The organism is Ensifer adhaerens (assembly GCF_002940685.1).
In the GTDB taxonomy this organism is placed as follows: Bacteria; Pseudomonadota; Alphaproteobacteria; order Rhizobiales; family Rhizobiaceae; genus Ensifer; species Ensifer adhaerens_E.
Genome location: NZ_PNFP01000014.1, coordinates 192460 through 212021 on the forward strand (window position 1 = coordinate 192460; position 19562 = coordinate 212021).

24 protein-coding genes are annotated in these 19562 nt (G+C 58.5%); 15 read left to right on the top strand and 9 right to left on the bottom strand.

Annotation, left to right across the window (positions count from 1 at the left end; genetic code table 11):
• Nucleotides 1–21: 21 nt before the first annotated feature.
• Nucleotides 22–783: an NAD(+)/NADH kinase gene (locus C1A35_RS25530; protein ID WP_104667120.1), complete on the top strand. Its 762-nt coding sequence runs from the start codon at nt 22–24 to the stop codon at nt 781–783.
• 415 nt (nt 784–1198) lie between these two features.
• Here C1A35_RS25530 and C1A35_RS25535 read toward each other — a convergent pair whose 3' ends face one another.
• Together C1A35_RS25535 and C1A35_RS25540 are read right to left on the bottom strand one after the other, a co-directional pair.
• Nucleotides 1199–1534, bottom strand: a complete 336-nt coding sequence (locus tag C1A35_RS25535; RefSeq protein WP_104667055.1) for a c-type cytochrome — start codon at nt 1532–1534, stop codon at nt 1199–1201.
• The gene (locus C1A35_RS25540) at nt 1535–1930 is read right to left on the bottom strand and encodes a hypothetical protein (RefSeq protein ID WP_158665169.1); all 396 of its coding nucleotides are present in this window, start codon (nt 1928–1930) and stop codon (nt 1535–1537) included.
• 231 nt (nt 1931–2161) lie between these two features.
• Here C1A35_RS25540 and C1A35_RS25550 point away from each other — a divergent pair, with 231 nt between their 5' ends.
• The 6 genes from C1A35_RS25550 (at nt 2162) to C1A35_RS25575 (ending at nt 6280) form a co-directional block, all read left to right on the top strand.
• Nucleotides 2162–2845, top strand: coding sequence for a CBS domain-containing protein (locus C1A35_RS25550; RefSeq protein ID WP_104667058.1), 684 nt, complete (start codon nt 2162–2164; stop codon nt 2843–2845).
• Nucleotides 2790–3785, top strand: a complete 996-nt coding sequence (locus C1A35_RS25555; protein ID WP_234823011.1) for a 1-phosphofructokinase family hexose kinase — start codon at nt 2790–2792, stop codon at nt 3783–3785. Before C1A35_RS25550 ends, C1A35_RS25555 begins: the two co-directional genes overlap by 56 nt.
• Before the next feature lie 160 nt (nt 3786–3945).
• On the top strand, nt 3946–4176 hold the full coding sequence (locus C1A35_RS25560; RefSeq protein ID WP_104667121.1) for a ChaB family protein: 231 nt from the start codon (nt 3946–3948) through the stop codon (nt 4174–4176).
• A gap of 5 nt (nt 4177–4181) precedes the next feature.
• Nucleotides 4182–4523 carry a DUF5335 family protein gene (locus C1A35_RS25565; protein ID WP_104667060.1) on the top strand — a complete coding sequence of 114 codons (342 nt, stop codon included), beginning with the start codon at nt 4182–4184 and terminating at the stop codon, nt 4521–4523.
• 74 nt (nt 4524–4597) lie between these two features.
• Nucleotides 4598–5581 carry a zinc-dependent alcohol dehydrogenase family protein gene (locus C1A35_RS25570; protein WP_104667061.1) on the top strand — a complete coding sequence of 328 codons (984 nt, stop codon included), beginning with the start codon at nt 4598–4600 and terminating at the stop codon, nt 5579–5581.
• A 54-nt stretch (nt 5582–5635) separates the two neighbouring features.
• A complete protein-coding gene (locus tag C1A35_RS25575) occupies nt 5636–6280 on the top strand; it encodes a phosphoribosyltransferase (protein ID WP_337442003.1) in 645 nt (214 codons plus the stop codon).
• Here the strand turns inward: C1A35_RS25575 and C1A35_RS25580 are convergent.
• Nucleotides 6249–6905, bottom strand: a complete 657-nt coding sequence (locus C1A35_RS25580; protein ID WP_104667062.1) for a diguanylate cyclase — start codon at nt 6903–6905, stop codon at nt 6249–6251. The two genes, C1A35_RS25575 and C1A35_RS25580, sit on opposite strands and share 32 nt — an antisense overlap.
• Nucleotides 6906–7434: 529 nt before the next feature.
• Here C1A35_RS25580 and C1A35_RS25585 point away from each other — a divergent pair.
• From C1A35_RS25585 to C1A35_RS25595, 3 genes are read left to right on the top strand one after another with little or no spacing between them, the layout of a single operon-like run.
• A complete protein-coding gene (locus C1A35_RS25585; protein WP_234823012.1) occupies nt 7435–8385 on the top strand; it encodes an ABC transporter substrate-binding protein in 951 nt (316 codons plus the stop codon).
• Nucleotides 8382–9206 (top strand): ABC transporter ATP-binding protein, encoded by an 825-nt coding sequence (locus tag C1A35_RS25590; protein WP_104667064.1) that lies wholly within the window; start codon nt 8382–8384, stop codon nt 9204–9206. The genes C1A35_RS25585 and C1A35_RS25590 overlap by 4 nt, the downstream gene beginning before the upstream one ends.
• 8 nt (nt 9207–9214) lie before the next feature.
• Nucleotides 9215–9970: an ABC transporter permease gene (locus C1A35_RS25595; protein WP_234823013.1), complete on the top strand. Its 756-nt coding sequence runs from the start codon at nt 9215–9217 to the stop codon at nt 9968–9970.
• 52 nt (nt 9971–10022) lie between these two features.
• On the opposite strand, the gene C1A35_RS25600 is transcribed toward C1A35_RS25595, so the two are convergent.
• The 5 genes from C1A35_RS25600 to C1A35_RS25620 form a co-directional block, all read right to left on the bottom strand.
• Nucleotides 10023–11843 (bottom strand): chloride channel protein, encoded by a 1821-nt coding sequence (locus C1A35_RS25600; RefSeq protein WP_199773020.1) that lies wholly within the window; start codon nt 11841–11843, stop codon nt 10023–10025.
• A gap of 103 nt (nt 11844–11946) precedes the next feature.
• Nucleotides 11947–12738 (bottom strand): sulfite exporter TauE/SafE family protein, encoded by a 792-nt coding sequence (locus C1A35_RS25605; RefSeq protein ID WP_104667066.1) that lies wholly within the window; start codon nt 12736–12738, stop codon nt 11947–11949.
• A gap of 80 nt (nt 12739–12818) precedes the next feature.
• Entirely contained in the window at nt 12819–13253 is a 435-nt protein-coding gene (locus tag C1A35_RS25610) for a DUF6691 family protein (protein WP_104667067.1), read from the bottom strand.
• The gene (locus tag C1A35_RS25615) at nt 13253–13681 is read right to left on the bottom strand and encodes a YeeE/YedE family protein (RefSeq protein WP_104667068.1); all 429 of its coding nucleotides are present in this window, start codon (nt 13679–13681) and stop codon (nt 13253–13255) included. Before C1A35_RS25615 ends, C1A35_RS25610 begins: the two co-directional genes overlap by 1 nt.
• Nucleotides 13682–13686: 5 nt before the next feature.
• Entirely contained in the window at nt 13687–14625 is a 939-nt protein-coding gene (locus C1A35_RS25620; protein WP_104667069.1) for an MBL fold metallo-hydrolase, read from the bottom strand.
• Nucleotides 14626–14742: 117 nt separating this feature from the next.
• Here C1A35_RS25620 and C1A35_RS25625 point away from each other — a divergent pair, with 117 nt between their 5' ends.
• From C1A35_RS25625 to C1A35_RS25640, 4 genes are all read left to right on the top strand, one after another.
• Complete coding sequence (locus C1A35_RS25625) at nt 14743–15384, top strand: peroxiredoxin (RefSeq protein ID WP_104667070.1); 642 nt, start codon at nt 14743–14745, stop codon at nt 15382–15384.
• Nucleotides 15381–15809, top strand: a complete 429-nt coding sequence (locus C1A35_RS25630) for an ArsR/SmtB family transcription factor (protein WP_104667071.1) — start codon at nt 15381–15383, stop codon at nt 15807–15809. The genes C1A35_RS25625 and C1A35_RS25630 overlap by 4 nt, the downstream gene beginning before the upstream one ends.
• Before the next feature lie 126 nt (nt 15810–15935).
• Nucleotides 15936–16946 (top strand): LOG family protein, encoded by a 1011-nt coding sequence (locus C1A35_RS25635; RefSeq protein WP_234823014.1) that lies wholly within the window; start codon nt 15936–15938, stop codon nt 16944–16946.
• Between the two features lie 588 nt (nt 16947–17534).
• Nucleotides 17535–17894 carry an EF-hand domain-containing protein gene (locus C1A35_RS25640; protein ID WP_104667072.1) on the top strand — a complete coding sequence of 120 codons (360 nt, stop codon included), beginning with the start codon at nt 17535–17537 and terminating at the stop codon, nt 17892–17894.
• Between the two features lie 597 nt (nt 17895–18491).
• Here the strand turns inward: C1A35_RS25640 and C1A35_RS25650 are convergent.
• Entirely contained in the window at nt 18492–18701 is a 210-nt protein-coding gene (locus tag C1A35_RS25650) for a hypothetical protein (protein ID WP_104667074.1), read from the bottom strand.
• A gap of 182 nt (nt 18702–18883) precedes the next feature.
• On the opposite strand from C1A35_RS25650, the gene C1A35_RS25655 reads away from it, so the two are divergent.
• Nucleotides 18884–19555 carry a response regulator transcription factor gene (locus C1A35_RS25655; RefSeq protein WP_104667125.1) on the top strand — a complete coding sequence of 224 codons (672 nt, stop codon included), beginning with the start codon at nt 18884–18886 and terminating at the stop codon, nt 19553–19555.
• Nucleotides 19556–19562 lie beyond the last annotated feature (7 nt).

Genomic DNA, 19562 nt, shown 5'->3' on the forward strand with positions numbered 1-19562 from the left:
AACCCCGTCGGAGGTTTGTACATGAAGATTGCTTTTGTGGCGTCTCCCAGACCCGCGGCACAGAGGGCACTTGAGAAGTTGAGCGGCAGATATGGCCAATGCACCGTTGCGGAAGCCGACTGCGTCATACCCCTGGGCGGCGACGGCACGGTGCTAAAGGTGCTGCATTCGTTGCTGGGCGCGACCACGAAACCGGTTTTCCCAATGCGCACGCAGGGTTCCACCGGTTTTGTTTGCAACCCATTGCGAATGCCCGGTCTCGTGGATCGACTGGCCAAGGCAGTGCGCCTTGACGTGCCGGTGCTTCAAGCCGATGTCGAACAGGTGGGCGGTCAGCGCAAGACGCTGTTTGCCATCAACGAAATTGTTCTCTTTCGACAGCGGCTTCAACAAGGTCGGTTCAAGCTCACCGCGGGCGGAGGAGGAGCGGAGGCAACTATTGCCGGAGATGGTTTGGCGTTGGTGACGCCGATCGGAAGCACGGGGTACAATCTGTCACTTGGCGGTCCACGTCTTCCTGTCGGGGCCAAGTTCCTGGCCCTGACAGGCATCGCGATTGCAAACGGGCTTCCTTGGTGCCGCGCAATCTTGAGTGACCAGTTCATCCTGGAAGTGGACATTGTCGAGGCCGAACATCATCCGGTTCGCATTGAGACCGTCCTCGAGACCATACCTGACGTCCGACATGCCCGCCTGTTTTGCAACGGCAACCTCAAGTCCACTCTGCTTCTGGATCGGGACGTCCTGACAGAGCTGGCGGAAATTTCCAGTCAGCCTCAATAAGCACCCTGCGTCCCAGGTATCCGAGCTTCATTCGAGAGGTGCGTGGGACAGCGCGCCACTGCGGACCGGGCCGGCTGCTGCTGGCGAAACACCTTGCTTGTCGAAGCCCAATTTTGAGCACCATCAATGCTCTTTTGTCTTGGCCGATGAAAGATTGGTTCCAGAGTGGGATGATAGGTGTATCACGACAAGCGACATTGCATTGAGACAGGATGTAATCGACGAGCAGATGGTCGCCGGGTGGTTCTGGCAGGGCGGGTCAATTCCTGGTAAGAAGCCGCGGAACGCGCGGCATGGTCCGCCGCTGGTGTGAGATCGATCGACGACCGCCTCGCTGTCGACTAGCCCCCTCGGCCACCGGTTTGCGCCAGAGTGGCGTGCGCAGAACACACGCCGCTCGCCTGGCTTTCGGCCCCTACTGTCCCTGCGACTTGATGTAGGCGGCCAGGTCAGCGATTTCTGCGCGCGTTAGCGAGAGATCGGGCATCCGTGAATGCTGAGGCGCCGACAAGAATGTTGACAAACGGGCAGCATCGAATTTCTCTGATTTGTTGATTTCGGAAAATGTCGGAACGTTGTCTGATCCGCGTTGCTGTCCGGGACCTGTCACGTGACATTCGCTGCACCATCGATTGGCGATGGCGTGACCGCGCGCGAGATCGGCCGCGTCGCTTTCAACGCTGGGCAGCAGCAGGAAGACGGCGGCAACCTGCAAGGCCCTGGTACGCGCCCATGGTACAGCCACCAGCATCTACAGTACCACCTGTGCAGCCATGTTTTCGACGAGACGTTTCTCGTCATCGTGAAGTCGAGTGGCCGCCTTGCGTATTGAGGTCGAGCCCATCTCTGCGAGGCGCGCGCCCGCGTTGACGTAGTCCAACAATGAGTCTTGCCAATAGGTGCACCATACATCGAACAGATCGTTTTGGTGATCGGGCGATTGACAATCTTCCGTCAATCTCAAGTCGCTGTTGAGACGGTTTTGCAGGAACTTCAACGCCTCAATCTGATAACGAAGAGTGGCCTCAATGGCCGCCGCCTGCATATGCCCGAGCGACCACAAGGAACTCGTCATTTCGATCGAGGGAAATGCGGAGGGAACGAACCAAAAAGGCGCGCTCGATTGGTGCGGATTTGCTCGTTGCATGGGCATCGCTCCAGTTGCTGACCCAGTCCCGGTGGCTGAGCAGGACGCCCAAACGGCCGGGAAACTGCATCTCAACCCTATCGAAGCCCGCCATCCTCGTCCTTGATGGCGATCAAAGCTCCTTCATTTGGTGAAGATCGAAGGGGCTCGTCATTTCCTTGATCGGCGTCAATCTCTGACGCCTGCCGTTGAGATATATTCCGCAGTCCTGATCTTCTTACGGGGGCGCAGATGCATGCTTCGGACATCATGACCAGAAGGGTCTTAACCCTAAGCCCCGAACATAGTGTGCGACATGCCGCACGACTGATGCTCGACAATCGGGTTAGCGGCTTGCCAGTCTGCAACGACGAGGGAAACCTCGTCGGTATCTTGTCCGAGGGGGATTTGCTGCGCCGCTCGGAATTGGGATCGGCAACGCTCAAAGAGACGGGCAACCATCTCCAACAGGGTCCCGAAACTTACGTCAAGGCGTACAGCTGGCGAGTCGGAGACGTGATGACCAAAGACCCGGTAACAGTGGAAGCGGACGCATCGGTGGACCAGATCGCATCGTTGATGGCGACCCACGCTATCAAGCGTGTGCCCGTTGTCCAACGGGGTCGCCTGATTGGGATCGTGAGCCGTCGCGATATTCTCGAGGTTGTCCTTTCTTCCAAACCCGAGCGGCTCGCCACCGGTGACGAAGCCATCAGGCGTGCAGTAATGGCGCGCCTCCTATCCGATCTCAATCTCGACACTATCGACGTCAGGGTGGAGGGCGGTATGGTTGCACTATCCGGCAGTGTCGAAAGCGGCGTCAAGCGCCTGGCTGCGCGTGTAGCAGCGGAAACGGTATGCGGAACTGGGGGCGTGAGAAATGAACTGCGCGTCGTCAACGAGGCCGATTGTAAAATTTCTGGCCATCACCGGTGAAGCTATGCCCGTTCTTGCGATCGCACTCAACCCCACCATCGATCTTTCGAGCCATGCGACGCGCATACGTCCGACCGTCAAGGTGCGCACGCACAATGTGCAACAGCGTCCGGGCGGCGGTGGAGTTAATGTCGCGGCCGTCATCGCAACGCTCGGCGGCAGTGCAGAGCTGGTGATCCTGGCAGGCGGCGCTACGGGTGCGATCCTGAAGGATGCGCTCGCTGCAACGGCTATCCGCATCCATCCTGTAACGATAGCGGGGTCTACCCGCATCGCCTTTATGGTGCATGAAGAAGAAACCGGGCTTGAGTATCGCTTTGTGCCGGAAGGTCCCGAAATTGTCGCAGGCGACGTTTGTGCAGTCTTGCACGTCGTTGACGAGTTCCAGGGAAACTATCTGGTCGCGAGCGGCAGTCTTCCGCGTAACGCGCCCGGCGATGTCTACGCCGAAATTGCCAGATGTGCGGGCAAAAAGGGGACCAAGGTGATCCTTGATTGCCCCGGAACGACCCTGCGCGACACCTTGGGCAAGGCTCCGATCTTCCTCATCAAGCCGAGCCTTGAGGAGCTTGAGGTTCTTGCGGGCTGCCGACTGGACGAGGATGGCGTCGCAAGGACGGCATCAGCATTGGTAAGACACGGTGCCTCGGAATACGTCGCGGTCACCCTCGGCCGTGAGGGCGCCTTGCTCGCAGGCGATTTCGGCACCCTGCGCGTGCCGTCGAAGCATGTCGTCGCCAGATCCACGGTGGGCGCTGGAGACAGCTTCATTGGCGGACTTGTCTGGCTCCTTGAGGCAGGTGGGTCAGTGGAAGATGCGTTTCGCTTCGGCATCGCCGCCGGTGCGGCAGCGGTAATGGCGCCGGCAGGGGAGCTTTGCCGGCGCGAAGATGTGTTTGCGAACTACGGTGAAGGCTGGTTGCCGGGCGGACCGGTTTAGGTCAGGCGATTTGATCGCCAACAAAGTTGAGGTCCCTAAGAAGGGTTAGGTTTGTACTTGGCACGCCGAGCAACTGTCGATCCGAGCGTGTGAGTTTGAGGAACAGTCTGAGAAACGCGAACCGGCATTTTTGCTGCAAACCGTTGGTAGAGTGATGCTAATGCCCTATGCTTCCAATCTCGACCTGCCGGCACCCCTTAGGCGCGTCCTGCCGGGCCATGCACAGGACATTTATCGCGAGGCATTCAATCACGCATTTGTCTCTCACCAAGACGATCCGCGCCAGGAACAGACTTCGTATCGAATAGCCTGGAGCGCCGTGAAACGGCGATATGTGAAGGTCGGGGGTGGCTGGCTTGAGCGCACCCCGGCGATTGACCAAAGGGAGTGAGGAACATGACCAGTCGCATCTTGGATCGGTCGGAATGGCATATTTTCTTTGATAGCATGGCAAAGGCCCTTCGAGGGAAGCGGGCGCAGGTCGAGATTACCGGCCTTCGACTGGGTGACCAGATACAGGCGAAATCTGTCCCGTTGGTCGGCATCACCTTCGATCCCAAGGGCGATCTGCTGGAAATTGCTATGGAGGGATTGGATCATCTCATTCACAAGCCCTCAAGTATTGCAATCCGCGAAGAGATCGATGGGCTCAGTGGTATTGAAATCGTGGATTCAGAAGAGCACCGCCAGATTGTCACCCTGACGAGCCCGCTTATGCTTTCCGCGCCACGGGAATGAGCAGGAAGATACGACCTTTCCCCGGAATGTGGCCAGGAAGGCTTGGCCTGACTTAAATTCAGTTGAGGTGCGTGATGAAGGCGATGGTACTTGAAAAGCCTGGGACACCCCTGGTTCTCAAGACCCTTGCCGACCCGCGCCCGGGCCCTGGCGAAATCCGAATACGCGTAGAAGCTTGCGCCGTCTGTCGCACCGACCTCCACGTCGTTGACGGAGAACTCGATCACCCGAAACTCCCCCTGATACCTGGCCATGAAATCGTCGGGGTGGTCGAAGCCGTCGGCGAGAATGTTGATCGGACTCTTGTTGGAAGCCGTGTTGGCGTACCGTGGCTGGGCTTTACTTGCGGGCATTGCTCCTATTGCCGTGCCGGCCAGGAGAACCTGTGCGACAAGCCGCTGTTCACGGGTTTTACCCGCGATGGCGGGTTTGCCACCCACGTCGTCGCCGACCAGCGATTTTCCTTCAAGCTTCAGTTCGCGGACAACCCGGTGGCCGTCGCGCCGCTTCTCTGCGCCGGACTTGTTGGCTGGAGGTCGCTCAAAAAGACAGGAAACGCAAAGCGCCTCGGCCTTTTTGGCTTTGGCGCCGCTGCCCACATCATTACCCAGATCGCAATATGGCAAAAGCGCGAAATCTATGCCTTCACACGACCCGGCGACGTTTCGGCCCAGCAGTTCGCAATCAGTCTCGGCGCAAGCTGGGCCGGTGGTTCGGACGAGACACTCGAAGAGGCGCTTGACGCCGCCATCATCTTTGCGCCAGCGGGCGATCTCGTGCCAACGGCGCTGCGCGCAGTGCGTAAGGGAGGGCGCGTCGTGTGCGGCGGCATACATATGAGCGATATTCCTCAAATGTCCTATTCCATTCTCTGGGGCGAACGGCAAATCGCTTCGGTCGCAAACCTGACGCGGGCAGATGCCTTCGAGTTCTTTCCCGTCGCTGAAAGAGCCCAGGTAAAGACCCACACTGTCGTCTATCCCCTCGAAAGAGCGAACCAAGCCCTCGATGATCTGCGCCACGGCAGACTGAACGGGGCAGCCGTCATCGTGCCGTAAACCGGAATGAGGAGCGGACAACGCTGTGCGCCGCTTGCTGCCGTTGGAGTGTAAATGATGCGCTTTTCTGATCGATCCGAGGCAGGCAGGCAGCTCGCTCGAGCTCTTGAACACTATCGCGGCCACGATATCGTGGTGCTTGGCCTCGTTCGCGGGGGCTTGCCGGTCGCCGCTGAAGTTGCATCCCATCTTCAAGCGCCTCTCGATGTCATGCTGGTCCGCAAGATTGGCGTTCCATGGTACCTGGAACTCGCGATGGGGGCAGTCGTTGACGGCAACAAGCCAATTGTTGTGCGGGAGGAAGAGGTTATCGCCCTGGCGCGCGTGACGGAAGCGCAGTTCAACGCCGCCTGCGAGCGGGAAATCGCCGAAATCGAGCGTCGCAAAGAAGTATACCTTGCCGGTCGCGCTCCCATCAATATTGCAAACCGCATCGCGATCGTCGTTGATGACGGCATAGCCACCGGAGCGTCGATCCGGGCAGCGATCGAAGGCATCAGGAAACGCCGGCCTGCAAGAATAGTTGTCGCGGTCCCGGTCGCTTCCCCGGAATCGGTTGCGTCGCTACGACCAAGGGTGGATGAAGTCTATTGCCTGATTTCCCCGCGGCACATGGGTTCCGTTGGTTCTTTCTATCAGGAGTTTCCGCAGCTGAGCGACGACGACGTCATGCGGGTGCTTGCCGCCCACAGCGACTAGGTTCTTGTCGGTTGTCGCCTTGTCCTGGCCATATCGGGCCGCATGTCGTTCGAACCGTGACATCCTCCAGGCTCTGCAGAAAGTAGATCAATCGTCCATCCTTGCCAAGGATTGGCCGGTTCGAGATCTTCCAAAACTTCGTGACAAAGCCGCCTTCGGGGCGCCGCATGTCATAACGCTGTGAAGACATCACGTCATCGGTTTGTCGTTTAAAGACGCGCTCTAGCGAGGCATAGAGGTTGGCGATGCCATCTGCGTCTGGATCCGTCGGATCGTCTGGCAGAGCCTCAAAGATCGGCTTGCCGATGATCCTGGCGGGGTCGGCCATGGTGGCCGCCGCATATGCATCGTTGATGTCGGCGATGTTTAGCCCTTTGCAGGGATCCAGAAGGAGGCAGGCCCCGGAGCTGGAGGAAAATCTGTCGCGAAACTCCCGGCGCTGCAAGGCGGCCTGCAGCGGGTCAATCTCGACCTCGAAACCCTCACGGGAAGAAAGGAGAATGGCCTGCTCGCGCAGTGCGGCCGCCAGCAATACCCTGATGGTCCTGCGCTCGGCCTCACCTGTTACGGCTTTCAGAAGGTTTTGAAACCGCTCGATATTCTGGCGCAAAATGAAGGCTTGCATCACAACCTCCATAATACCTATTTTTGGATTTGCTAACATTAAAGCTGGGCGACAAAGAGTCAATTCCGGCAAGTGTCATCGGCGCACTCCAGAACGGAGCGGAGCCACCCCGGTATTTGGATATCGCAAGAAGTGCCCGGTGCTGTCGGATATGCTGCGATCTGGAAAATGAGCAATCTCAAAGATTTGACCCAGTTTCCAACCGTGCCGGCAACGCTTCATAGCTTGAAGGCAAGTTGTTCGAACAAATATAGATCGAGCGGCCTTGCCTTGGCGGTATTGGGTTTTGGACGCAGCGTTAGGTGCGGTGCCGACCGAGGAATGTGTAGGTAGAGTGTCAAGTTGCGCAGCATCAATGCCGAACCGTGCAAAGTCGGCAATATAAGACGGACGGCGCTTCGCACGTCCGGTTGTGCGACAAGAGGTTGCTCAATTTTAGACGAGGGAAGAGGCTCGACAGGATAGTCCTTTCTGAAGGCAGGATCATCAGATGGTTATGGGGCGGCTGACACGAAGGCATGTTCTTGCAATGGCAATCGCAGCAGGCCTATGGGTGGCTGAAGCCCCAGTGGGCCACGCCACGAATGTAACCATCCGCGTCGGCCATTTCCCAAACATTACTCATGTTCAGGCGCTGGTGGCCAGAAGCTTTGAACATCGCGGACAAAGCTGGTTCGCCGACAGGTTAGGACCAGACGTCGTTATCGAATGGTATGCCTACAACGCCGGCCCGAGCGCCATGGAGGCAATTTTTGCCGACAGTCTGGATCTTGCCTACGTCGGGCCGAACCCGGCAATCAACGCCTATGCACGTTCCGCTGGAGCCGAGGTCAGGATTGTGGCCGGCGCCGTGAACGGCGGCTCTGCACTTGTGGTGCAGCCCGCAGAAAGGTTTGTCACTCCAACGGATTTCCGCGGGAGACGGATCGGGACACCTCAATTCGGAAATACTCAGGACGTCGCAGCCCGAGCTTGGCTGCGAGAAGGCGGCTTGCGAATTACACAGGCCGGCGGGGACGCCTATGTGGTGCCGACCGCAAACCCCGAGCAGTTGTCTCTCTTCAAAACCCGACAGCTGGATGCTGTGTGGACTGTCGAGCCGTGGGTTTCTCGTCTTGAGCTGGAAGCGGGCGGCAAGGTGTTGATCGAGGAAAGGCAGGCGGTCACGACGGTGCTCGTATCAAGGGTTGGGTTTCTTGAACAACACCGCGACCTCGTGCACCGATTTGTCCAGGCTCACCGCGAACTGGGAGACTGGATCAGCGGACATCCCCAGGAAGCTCAGGCTATGGTCCGCGAAGAACTGAAAGCGGATTTTCGGGTGACAATGTCCCCGGATCTTGCATCTCGGGCATGGCCGCGCATGTCGGTGACCAGCGATATCGCGCTATCCGCCTTGCAGGAATATGTGGCAAAAGCACAACGTGTCGGCTTCCTGGATGCGGTCCCCGATCTGTCTCAGCTGGTCGTACTGCCATGACTAACCGCGCGGCTTTTGTTGGAGCAACCACGCAGCATTGCAGCCTCGCGACGAGCAAGCTCGACGTTCAATCGGTCTCGAAATGGTTTCGAACGTCTCGCGCCAACGTGCACGCCCTGGCCGAGGTATCGATGCAGGTTGCCGCCGGTCAGATCGTTTGCGTCGTTGGACCGAGCGGCTGCGGCAAGTCGACGCTTCTCGACATCATCGCCGGGCTGACGCAACCAGATGCCGGTCAGGTGTTTGCGGACGGTCAGGAGGTCGCAGGTCCCGGCCGAGAGCGGTTGGTCGTGTTTCAGGAACCTTCGCTTTTTCCGTGGCTGAACGTGTTTGGCAACGTGATGTTCGGCCTGAGGCTTTGTCCAGAGCTTCGTGGTGACGAGCGCCGGGACATCGCGCACCACTACCTATCGCTTGTAGGACTGGAAAAGTTTGAAAAGGCGCACGTCCACGAATTGTCGGGCGGCATGAAGCAGCGCGTCGCGCTTGCGCGTGCATTGGCGCCTGATCCGCAAGTGCTCTTGATGGACGAACCATTTGGCGCGCTCGACGCAATGACGCGGGAGCACCTCTACGACGACGTGCAGAAGATCTGGGCTGACAGCCGTAAGACGGTGGTCTTCGTGACGCACAACATGCGCGAAGCAACATGCCTGGGCGATCGCATCTTGCTGATGTCGAGTGCCCCCGGAACAATCGCGCGGAGTTTTGACATCCCGCTGTCGCGCCCTCGCAGCATATACAATGCCGAGTTGGTGGCTCACGCGGCAGCGGTTGCCGATGCGCTCCGCGGTACCATGGGAGGCGGCGTACCGGAATGAGGCGGGCAGTGGTCGTTACAGCATTCTTTGCTGGGCTGCTCCTCATCTGGGAGCTGGCCGCCGAGACTGGCTGGTGGTCGCCAGTCCTTTTCCCTTCGGCAGTGAGTGTTGCCCGGTACCTCTGGGGCGCAATGAACGACGGTACGCTCCTTGAAGCAATTCGCGTTACGCTCCAACGACTGCTGCTTGGATACGTGATCGGGGCGGCAATTGGTCTCCCGGTCGGCGTTCTGACAAGTTCGTCGAAGATCATGGACGACACGCTTGGTTCACTGGCACTTGGCCTGCAGACCCTGCCGAGTGTGTGCTGGGTGCCCTTCGCCGTGCTGTGGTTCGGGCAAACCGAGAGTGCGATGCTGTTCGTCGTCGTAATGGGTACGGTCTGGTCGGTGATAATTGCGACCAATCACGGAGCTCGAACCATCCCGCCGATTTATGCAAAGGCGGCACGGACCATGGGATCCCGAAGATTGCACTTGTGGATGATGGTCATGCTGCCGGCCTCCTTGCCCTTCCTCGTCAGCGGCATGAAGCAGGGGTGGGCGTTTGCATGGCGCTCGTTGATGGCTGCCGAGATCTTCGTGACTATCCTGACCGGTTTCGGCCTCGGTCAGTTGCTTCACTATGGGCGTGAATTGAATGCAATGGATCAAGTGATCGGCGCCATGATGGTGATCGTCTTGATCGGCCTGCTTGCGGATCGAATTCTGTTTGCGCCCTGGGAACGTTTCCTGCATCGCAGGTGGGGTATGGATGGCGGATGAAGTTGTTCCATATTGGCGACGTGACGCTCTAGATCGCGCGTGAGGCCCCCCTTTAAAGCTCGCCGGAGATTTCCCTTCTATTCCGGTCAAGTTCCTCGCTGTAGCGCCTCAAGGTATGGCTCTCCGTCAGCATACCGAGCACGCGTTGCTCAACGAGGTCGCTGACAACCGCAAGCGCTTCACTTTCGCTTTGGTCGAAGATCGCGACCGCCTGCCTGGCATTCATGGTGGGAAGCAGAACGTCTTTCTTGAATTGCGCAAACGTTCGGATCTGTGCGGCCTCGTTTTCTCCTTCGATAAGATTGGAATGGACATCCGCGACGAGCGCGAGCCCGGCATACTTTCCGTTCTCGTCGACCAGGACGACCCGCTGGGTCGAACCGATCGGAAACGTGTTCCTGAAATCACGCACGAGCATTTCCGCGTTTGCAGTTCGGACATCCGCTCGCATGAGCTTGTCGACCGTAAGATTGCGGATCCACCCGACGTCGTGTGGGCTACGGATCGTTTCACCGCGCAGGTGGAAGCGCCAAGTGGCGAACGAATAGCCGAATAGCGTTCTGACGATGAAGGATGAAGTAATGACCGAGGCAAGCACCAGGACGGTCATGGGAAAATCGCCTGTCACCTCAAGCGCAAGGAATGTCATTGTCAACGGTCCGCCGATGACGGCGACTGCAAGAGAACTCATGCCAACCACCGCGTAGCTTGCCGGAGCCAGCGTCGCTGCGCTCAATGAGGGTGCCACGAACGCAAAGAGCTTTCCAAGCAACGCCCCCATGAACAGAGAAGCAAAAAAGAGCCCACCGCGAAAACCCGAGCCGAGCGAAACGGCCGATGCAATCGCCTTAAGCAAGAAAAGCACCAAAAGGCTGGAGATCGCCACGTCGGCTTCGAGGTTGAGATGCAGTGCACCGTGGCCCCCCGACAGAACCTGCGGACTGGCCAAAGCTAAAAGACCTACAATCATTCCGCCGACGGTCGGCCTTCCGAAACTCGGGATCGCACTCTTGCGCGCTGCTTCTTCCACGAACGCAACGCCCTGCATAAGCAGGATTCCAACGCCGCCGCAGATGGCGCCGAGCACAAGGGCCGGTACGTAATCGGCCGGGACGACAGTGCCAACGCTGCCCACGTCGATGCCAGCGTCGCTTGGCGTCAGCAGGCGGGCAACGAGGTTTGCGCTTAGCGCCGATGCCACTACTGGCGTCAAGGACATGATTGTATAGGCGCCGATGATCAGCTCGAATGCGTAAAAGGCGCCGGTCAACGGCGCATTGAATGCGGCGGCGATCGCTCCGGCAGCTCCGCAGCCCACGATAATGCGCATGTCCGAGCGGCGCAGCTTCAGACTGCTGCCAAGTTTAGATGCTATTCCCGAGGCAACCTGGGTGTAACCCGCTTCAAGGCCAACTGAAGCGCCAAAACCGTTCGAGACAAGGTTCTGAACAGCGACGATGAGGCTGTCCGTCAAAGAAAGTCGGCCGCCATGAAGAGCGTTGGCTTCGATCGGATCCACAAGAGGTCGCTTCCGCCATCTCGCGAGCAATAGCAGGATTGCTCCAAGGAGCATGCCGCCGGCAATCGGGGCGACGAGAACGAGGATCTTCTCGTCGACGGCTGCTCCACTCAGCCGTTCTCCCGCTTCCAAATTGAAGATCAGGGAATGCATCGTCCTGGCGATGATCGTCATGATCACCACGCACAGCCCAGCTGCGACCCCCGCCAGCGTTCCCGCAAGTAAAAGACCCAGCTCCGTTCGGCGCGGCAGCCTGCGCATCAATTCCACACTCAGGTACCGGTAAAGCACCGATGGTCGAAGCTTTCGCAAGCGCTTGATGGGACTAGGAATTCGGGCCGGGTCCTGAGCCATTGTTCTTTCGGTACATCGGCTGACGTTCTCGGGCACACGTTAGCGCGCCCAGCAAGGTAAGGGATTTAACCGGCTGCATCAGCTTGTCAAACTCATTCGAGTGTCAGGCCGCGGCAATCTGGGTGACCCCTCGGTAGATCATGTATCCGGCCACAACGAAGATCATGATGGCGAACATCGTGTTCAAGGCGCCCTTGCGTGCCGCAAGTCTGCTGGCCAAGGCCGCTCCAATCATGCCGCCAACAACACCGCCGGCGATGAAGGCTCCAGCAAGGGGCCAATCGACGAGGCCGGACACGGCGTAGTTCGCAACCGTCGTCAGGCCGAAGGCGGTAACCGCCACGAGCGAGGAGCCAACCGCGAAAAGAATCGGCATACCCGTGGAAGCCATCAATCCGGGCACGATCAGGAACCCACCACCGATGCCGAAAAAACCGGAGAAAATGCCAGTAAGCCCGCCAAACGCAATGACCTTCGGCGCGTTTTCACGCGAGCAATGCGCACCTGGATCACCTTGGACTGCACGGCCCTTGAGCATTAGCACGCCGACCAAAACCATGACAAAGGCAAATGCCAACAGCAGATGTTGTCCGTCCACGAGCTTTCCCATGGTCGAGCCAAGATAAGCCCCGGCAATTCCGGCGAGGCTGTATATGCTGGCGCAGCGCCATTTGACATGACCGAGGCGTGCATGACCCATCAGATTGGCAAGGGCGTTGGCGGCAACCGCAAAGGCGCTTGTGCCGATCGCCAAGTGCGGATTCGGAACTCCAACCACATAGGCCATCAACGGGACCGCAAGAATGGAGCCGCCGCCCCCGAACAGGCCAAGGGCCAGTCCGACAAGCCCTCCGGACAAAGCGCCGAGCGCGTACTGTATTGGTTCGAGTGTCATGTTATGAACTCTGGTGGAATTCGCCGTGGTCAAGCGGGCTTTTCTCAGCTTCGTTGCTGGGACTCCACTGGCCGTTGCGACTATCGCGACGCCAGTGCCGTACGTGCGAACGCAAAGCGATATACGATCATCCCCGTGAGCATGGCGCCCACAAAAAGACCCGCTTGCCATCGGCCCGTTGTCAAAGCGGCGATTGCAGGACCGGGGCAGAGCCCGACCATTCCCCAGCCGACCCCGAAAAGCACGGCGCCGGCAACGAGGCGGGCATCAGGTCCTGTCTTCGGGGGTACATGGAACTGGTCGTCGAAGAGCGGGGTCTGCCATCGATTGCGAATAATGTAGGCAAGTGTTGAAGGTATGAGCGCGCCGCCCATGACGAAGGCGAGCGACGGATCCCATTCGCCGGCAATGTCGAGAAAAGCGCGCACGCGCGCGGGGTTGATCATGTCGGAGACGACAAGCCCGGCACCAAAGAGGAGGCCACAGACAATGGCCGAAGCTATTCTTGCGAACATCAGAGGGCTCCCGCGAAAAGACGCATGGCGACCACGGTGAGCGCTGCAACCGTCATGAAGGTCAATGTTGCAACGATCGAGCGCGGTGACAGTCGCGCCAGGCCGCAGACACCATGGCCGCTGGTGCAGCCTGAGCCGAGACGCGTTCCAAAACCGACCAGGAGGCCGCCGATGAGAAGAAGAGGCAAAGACGACGTCACCTCTATGTCTGGTTGGCGGAGGAAGGCGGACGCGGTAAAGGCGCCGCCGAGTATTCCTGCGAGAAATCCCAGGCCGAGCTTGCTGATACCAGTTCCAGTCAGACCTGCAGCTGCGGCTACAAGCCCAGAAATCCCGGCAATTCGACCAGTCGTCAGGAGATAGAGTCCGGCCGATAGACCGATGAGAAAGCCGCCTGACAGCGGCCACAAGAAGTTGATTTCGTTCATTTCTCTCACAAAACGTTCAATGGGATCTTGAGGTATCGAACGCCGTTGTCTTCGGGCGGCGGAAATTGTCCTGCGCGCATGTTGACCTGCACCGAGGGCAAAATGAGCTTGGGCATTGGAAGCGTCGCATCGCGCTCGGTGCGCATATTGTAAAATTCATCCTCGCTGACACCGTCATGCACATGGATGTTATCAGACCGTTGCGCACCGACGGTCGTCTCCCATGCGTAGTGATCGCGATCAGGCGCCTTGTAGTCGTGGCAAAGATACATGCGAGCCTCGTTCGGGAGCTCCATGAGGCGCTTTATCGACCGGTAAAGCAGCCGTGCATCTCCGCCGGGGAAATCGCAGCGCGCCGTCCCGTAGTCGGGCATGAACAACGTGTCTCCCGGGAAGACTGCGTCGCCGACGACATAAGCGAGGCAGGCCGGCGTGTGACCGGGCACATGCAGCACTGTTGCATCCAATGTGCCAATCTTGAAACGATCACCATCGTTGAAGAGTCGGTCGAACTGGCTGCCATCCCGCTGAAATTCTGTACCGGCATTGAAGATCTTGCCAAAAACGTCTTGGACGCGAACGATCTCGTGTCCGATGGCAAGTTGCCCACCGACTTCCGCTTGGAGCAGAGGAGCAGCCGAAAGATGGTCGGCATGGGCATGCGTTTCCAGCAGCCAGCAAACTTCGAGACTTTCAGACTTTACGTAATCAATGACAGACCCAGTCGAATTGCCTGATGTGCGCCCTGAGGCGGCATCATAGTCAAGCACGCTGTCGATGATCGCGCAGGCATTCGATTGCGGGTCGCGCACAACATGGCTCACCGTGAATGTTTGGGGGTCGAAGAAGGACTTTACAATTGGGCGTTTGGCTGGGTCCTGAAGTGCGTGTGCAATGAGTACGCGGGCGTATTGCAAGGGGTGGTCGATGGCGGAGCCGATCATGTCGCTTGGGTCCTCTGTGGATTGTCTAATATATGTATATTTACATTAATTGTGCAAGTATGTATTGACTGGAACCGAAACAGGCTCAGCTGAAGCCGTCGCAAACAGGACATCCGCATGACCGAGACAACGCTTCAACCTATTGCCTGTGCGCGCCTCAATACCCCGGCTCCCGATTTTCAGGCGCGCTCAACGAGCGGGCCGATAACGCTATCGTCCTATCGCGGCCGCTGGGTGATCTTTTTTGCCCATCCTGCAAACTTCACGCCGGTCTGCACCAGCGAGTTCATAGCGCTTGCGCGGGCATCGCCGGATTTCGAGAAGCTTGACTGTGCGCTACTGGGGCTGTCGGTAGACAGTCTCTACTCCCACATTGCATGGCTCCGGGATATCCGCGAACGTCTTGGAGTAAATGTCGCGTTTCCGCTGGTTGAAGATCCTTCAATGGCGATCGCGAGGGCCTATGGAATGATCGACGGCACTTCCGATAGCAGCGCAACGGTCAGGGCAACATACATCATTGATCCGGAGGGTATCATTCGCGCTATTGTCTGGTATCCGATGAATGTGGGTCGTTCAGTGGACGAGCTGTTACGTCTGGTAGCTGCACTGCAGAGTGCCGAACGAGAGAATGCCGTGGCACCGGAAGGGTGGCTTCCGGGCAACCGCCTTCTCGAGCACGCCCCCTCGTCAAGCGAAGGCGGCGAGACTATGCTTCATCCAGGCGAAAGTTGGTATTTTCGGGAGCGGCGCTCATGAGCGCCGCGACGGGGATCCCGTTGGAAACACTTGCCTCAAAAGCGCCCGAAGCTGCCGAGTTCATGCGGCACTTCAGTAACGCGAACCGGCTGATGTTGCTGTGTTTCATCGCCCAGCAGGAGACGGCCGTGACCGACATCCAGGAGGCGCTGGGGATCAAGCAGCCTGCCCTTTCGCAACAACTCGCCGAATTGCGACAGGCAGGTCTCGTCAAGACACGACGCGAGTCGCGTCAGATCTTCTATTCGATCGCCGATGGTCGCGCGGAGGCTGTGATGAAGATGCTCTTCAGGCTGTTTTGCGATCCGGAAGCTAAGTTCACAGATCAATCTCTGAGCGCAGAGAAAACCGATCCACTCACCGAGTCAACCCAAACGTCGCTCGCCGGCGCTGCTCATTTCGCCCGTATTGTTCCAACGGCATAGTCTTTTCCGAGATTAGTCGAACGCTGCCGGCCGGCTCTTCGTGTCGGCCCTCCGGTTACCGTGGGTCTCCGATCGTAGCTTTCCCACCGAGCGGATCGAATCCTGTTAATCTTTGGGGTATCTTCCTTGGATGAATTCAAGACGTCGGCAAAAGGGACGAAATCAGGTGCATCAGGGTCGGGTGCGATACCCCAGTCGCCGCGGCCCTTGGATGGCACCCAAATTTTGCCTTGGCAGAACGATAAATCGGCTGCCACTGACGTCGAATTGCCGAAGCGGATTGACGCGATAGTCAGGAGCGATAGCTATCGTTTGGCGATGGAGGACCCAGCCTTCCTAGATCGTGAGGACGTCCGTGGACCGAGACTCGAGGTTGACTATCTCAAACCGGAATTGCTTTTGAGGCAGCACGGGATCGAGGGGACGGTCGTCGTTTTCGGGAGCACGCGAATTTGTGATCCAGATGCGGCGCGGCGCAACCTCGATGCTTTGCGTGATGCGGTAAACGGGCACACCGACCTCAGTTCGGTTCTGCGGCTTCGGGCCGCGGAGAGGATTGTCGAGAACGCGCGATTCTACGAAATTGCCCGGGATTTTGGCCGCGAAGTCGGTCGGTCCAATCGCGCACATCGTCAGCAGTCCCTCGTTATTATGACTGGCTCGGGGCCCGGAATTATGGAAGCCGCCAATCGTGGTGCATTTGATGTGGGAGCGCCGTCAGTCGGTCTCAACATCAGCCTGCCACACGAGCAGGAACCCAACCCTTACGTAACTCCCGAGCTCTGCTTTCGGGTGCACTATTTTGGAATCCGTAAGTTGCACTTCCTCTTGCGAGCCAAAGCCCTCGTAGTCTTCCCGGGCGGTTTCGGTACGTTTGATGAGCTGTTTGAAACGCTCACGTTGGTTCAGACCCGCAAGATCAAGCCGCTTCCAATTGTCCTTGTCGGCGAGGAATTCTGGCGCCGAGCAATCGATTTCGATTTCCTGATCGATGAAGGCTTAGTGGACCCCGAGGATCGCAAACTCTTCTGGTTCGCCGAAACAGGCAGGCAAATTTGGGAGGGCATTCTGAACTGGCACCGTGAAGCCGGAGCGCCCCTCTTTCCGCCGTCCTCAACCAAAGATCGCCACATATGAAGATCTGACGTCGTCAATGTCCGACGCTGCGATCCTTTATCGGCCCATTTGTGGATTGGGTCGACAAATCCGTTTCTGGTCACGCCATGCCGCAGGGCCGGAACGAGGACTTTCTTGTGGTCGTTTCAATAGAACCGGTCTTGCCTCATCACCTGCCGTGACAAGTAGCGGACGATGTCTCTTGAGGGGAACTGTTTCTTCCGCCTGCTCCGTCTCGATACAGTCCGGGTCAGATCGCTGAAAGATCGTGGATCTCCACATTCAAGCTTTCCGCAAAGTCTCTCCTCTTGCATGGCGTCACGGGTGTTTGCCGTCTTGACGGCCGCAGATCAGGTCGACCGTTTGCCGTTCAAGCCAGGCCGAGAGCTCTAGCCTCGATGCCCCGCGTGAGCATCGTGATGCTGCTTCCTTCGGAAATTATCTGCCAAGCAGAAAGCCGGACCAGGCTCAATTGATGTGGCGCAAGGAACCGGTCCGACTTTACCGGTAGTCTGGTAGTTGTTTCAGTCTTCGCAGGCGCGAGCCAGACAAGGGAGGCATATCAAGGTCATTATTCGCAGTATCCTGTGGTTGAAAGGGAGAACGCACATGAACACGACGATGTCCGCATATGTGGCGATTTTCGGCGCGTTTCTATCCTGTAGTCCAACGCCGTCCTTTGCCCAAGATTCCCCGGCCCTGAAACAAGATGAGCAACCTGGTTACTCCGAGATGCCGGGGGCGATGATGGGGGGGCGACAATACGGCATGATGGTGGGGCGGATGCGGCAAGGCATGATGCAAGGCCACATGTTGAAAATCATGTTCGCCGTTGCCGATAACGATGGTGACGGTGCGCTTTCGTTCGAGGAAGTCACCGCAATTCACAAGAGGATCTTCGACAAGGTCGATGCAAATAAGGACGGAAAAGTAACGCCCGAGGAAATTCAGGGCTTCATGCGCGATTAGCAGCAGTGCCATTTTTCGAGAGCAGTGAGCTTTCCGGCGACAGCGCTTCTTGCTACGACGATGCCTTCCTGCTCGTGTCGGCCGGACTGGACATCGGCATTTGGCGCCGCGCTGGATGAAACGCTCGACGTCTGGTGCCACCTTGCTGTCGCAGATTTGATCGTGTTCACCGTGCCGAAATCGATGACCGGGATGCGTCCGGCGTTGACCTGCTCAAGAATGCCCTGCTTCGGCCTGGCGATGCTGCATTTTTCGACAACCAGAACCGATTGGCCGGCAAAGGGCGAGGCTACTGTGTAGTCAGCGCTGTGCAGCCGCCTGCCCTTGAATGCCTCTATTTCGGGCAGGCTGGGAACGAAGGGCTCAGCATTGCTGCCGCTGGCGACGACCTCGCCTGCGGAGAAAGTCTCCGTTCTGGTCTCGATCAGATAGCCGCCGTCCTTGCGGCGGATGGACCTGACTGTCTTGCCGAAGCGCGGTCGCGTTCGAAACGCTCGGCATAAGCGTCGAGATAGGCCACCATCGTCTCGCGCGGCACGTGGCGCGGACAGACCTTCGGGAATGGCACGTGCGGCAGCGCGGCGGGTGCGGCGCGCGCTACATGGCAATTCGACCGGATGTCAGGATCAGAATAATCGCCGGGCCCGCCAGGAAGGCGGCGAGTAGAAGAGCCGAAAAGATCGCACGTATAAGAATGCGCAGCAGCGGTCTGTGGAGCATCTGGCGATCCGGTGTCCATGGTGCGATATCGACGGTGGTCGGTGGCAGTCCCGTCCCGGAAGCGGGTTTCGCCTGCGACGTCTTCATGCTCGCTAATCCTTACTGCTCCCTGGAAATCGTGCCCGTCACCGCACATACAAGCGAGGGCGGCTCGACGTTGTGTTACGTCTGAACGGTTGCAGCAGTGTTACGGCCGGCTGCCCCGTGGTTTCCGTAATGCTGCTGTAATTCTCCCGGTAGATTCGGAAGGCCGAAGCCATGGGATGCCGATGCGGATACTGCTGATCGAAGACGAGAAGGAATTGGCGGCGGCGCTGGCTGTGGCGCTCAGCAAACATGGCATCGTCATCGACCATACGACCCATCTCGCCGACGCAGCCGAACTTGCGCGTCAGAACGCCTATGGTGCAATTCTTTTGGACCGGCGCCTGCCGGACGGCGAAGGGCTGAGCTTCATCCCGCAACTGCGCCGCATCGGCCAGGACGTGCCGATCATTGTCCTGACCGCACGCAACGAGCCGATGGAACGGGTTGAGGGCCTCGACACCGGGGCGGACGACTATCTCGGCAAACCCTTTCTCGTCGAGGAACTGATGGCGCGCCTGCGCGCCGTGCTGCGCCGTCCGGCTTCGCTTGCTGAGCTGCAAATCAAGGTGGGACGCATGGCGCTCGACCCGCTGAGCCTCACTGTGACCGTCGGTGACGTGAAGCTCGACGTCCCAAGGCGCGAACTCTTCGTCCTCCAGGCCCTTGCCAGGCGCCGGGACAAAACCGTTCTTCGCTCGACACTCGAAGCTGCGGTCTACAACTACGAAGAAGAGATCCAGTCGAACGCGATCGACGCCCACATTTCAAGGCTGCGCAAGCGGCTGGCGGATGCTGGGGCCGGCGTTTCGATCCACAACATCCGTGGGGTCGGTTACCTCCTGAAGGAAGAGTGAGGGGCCA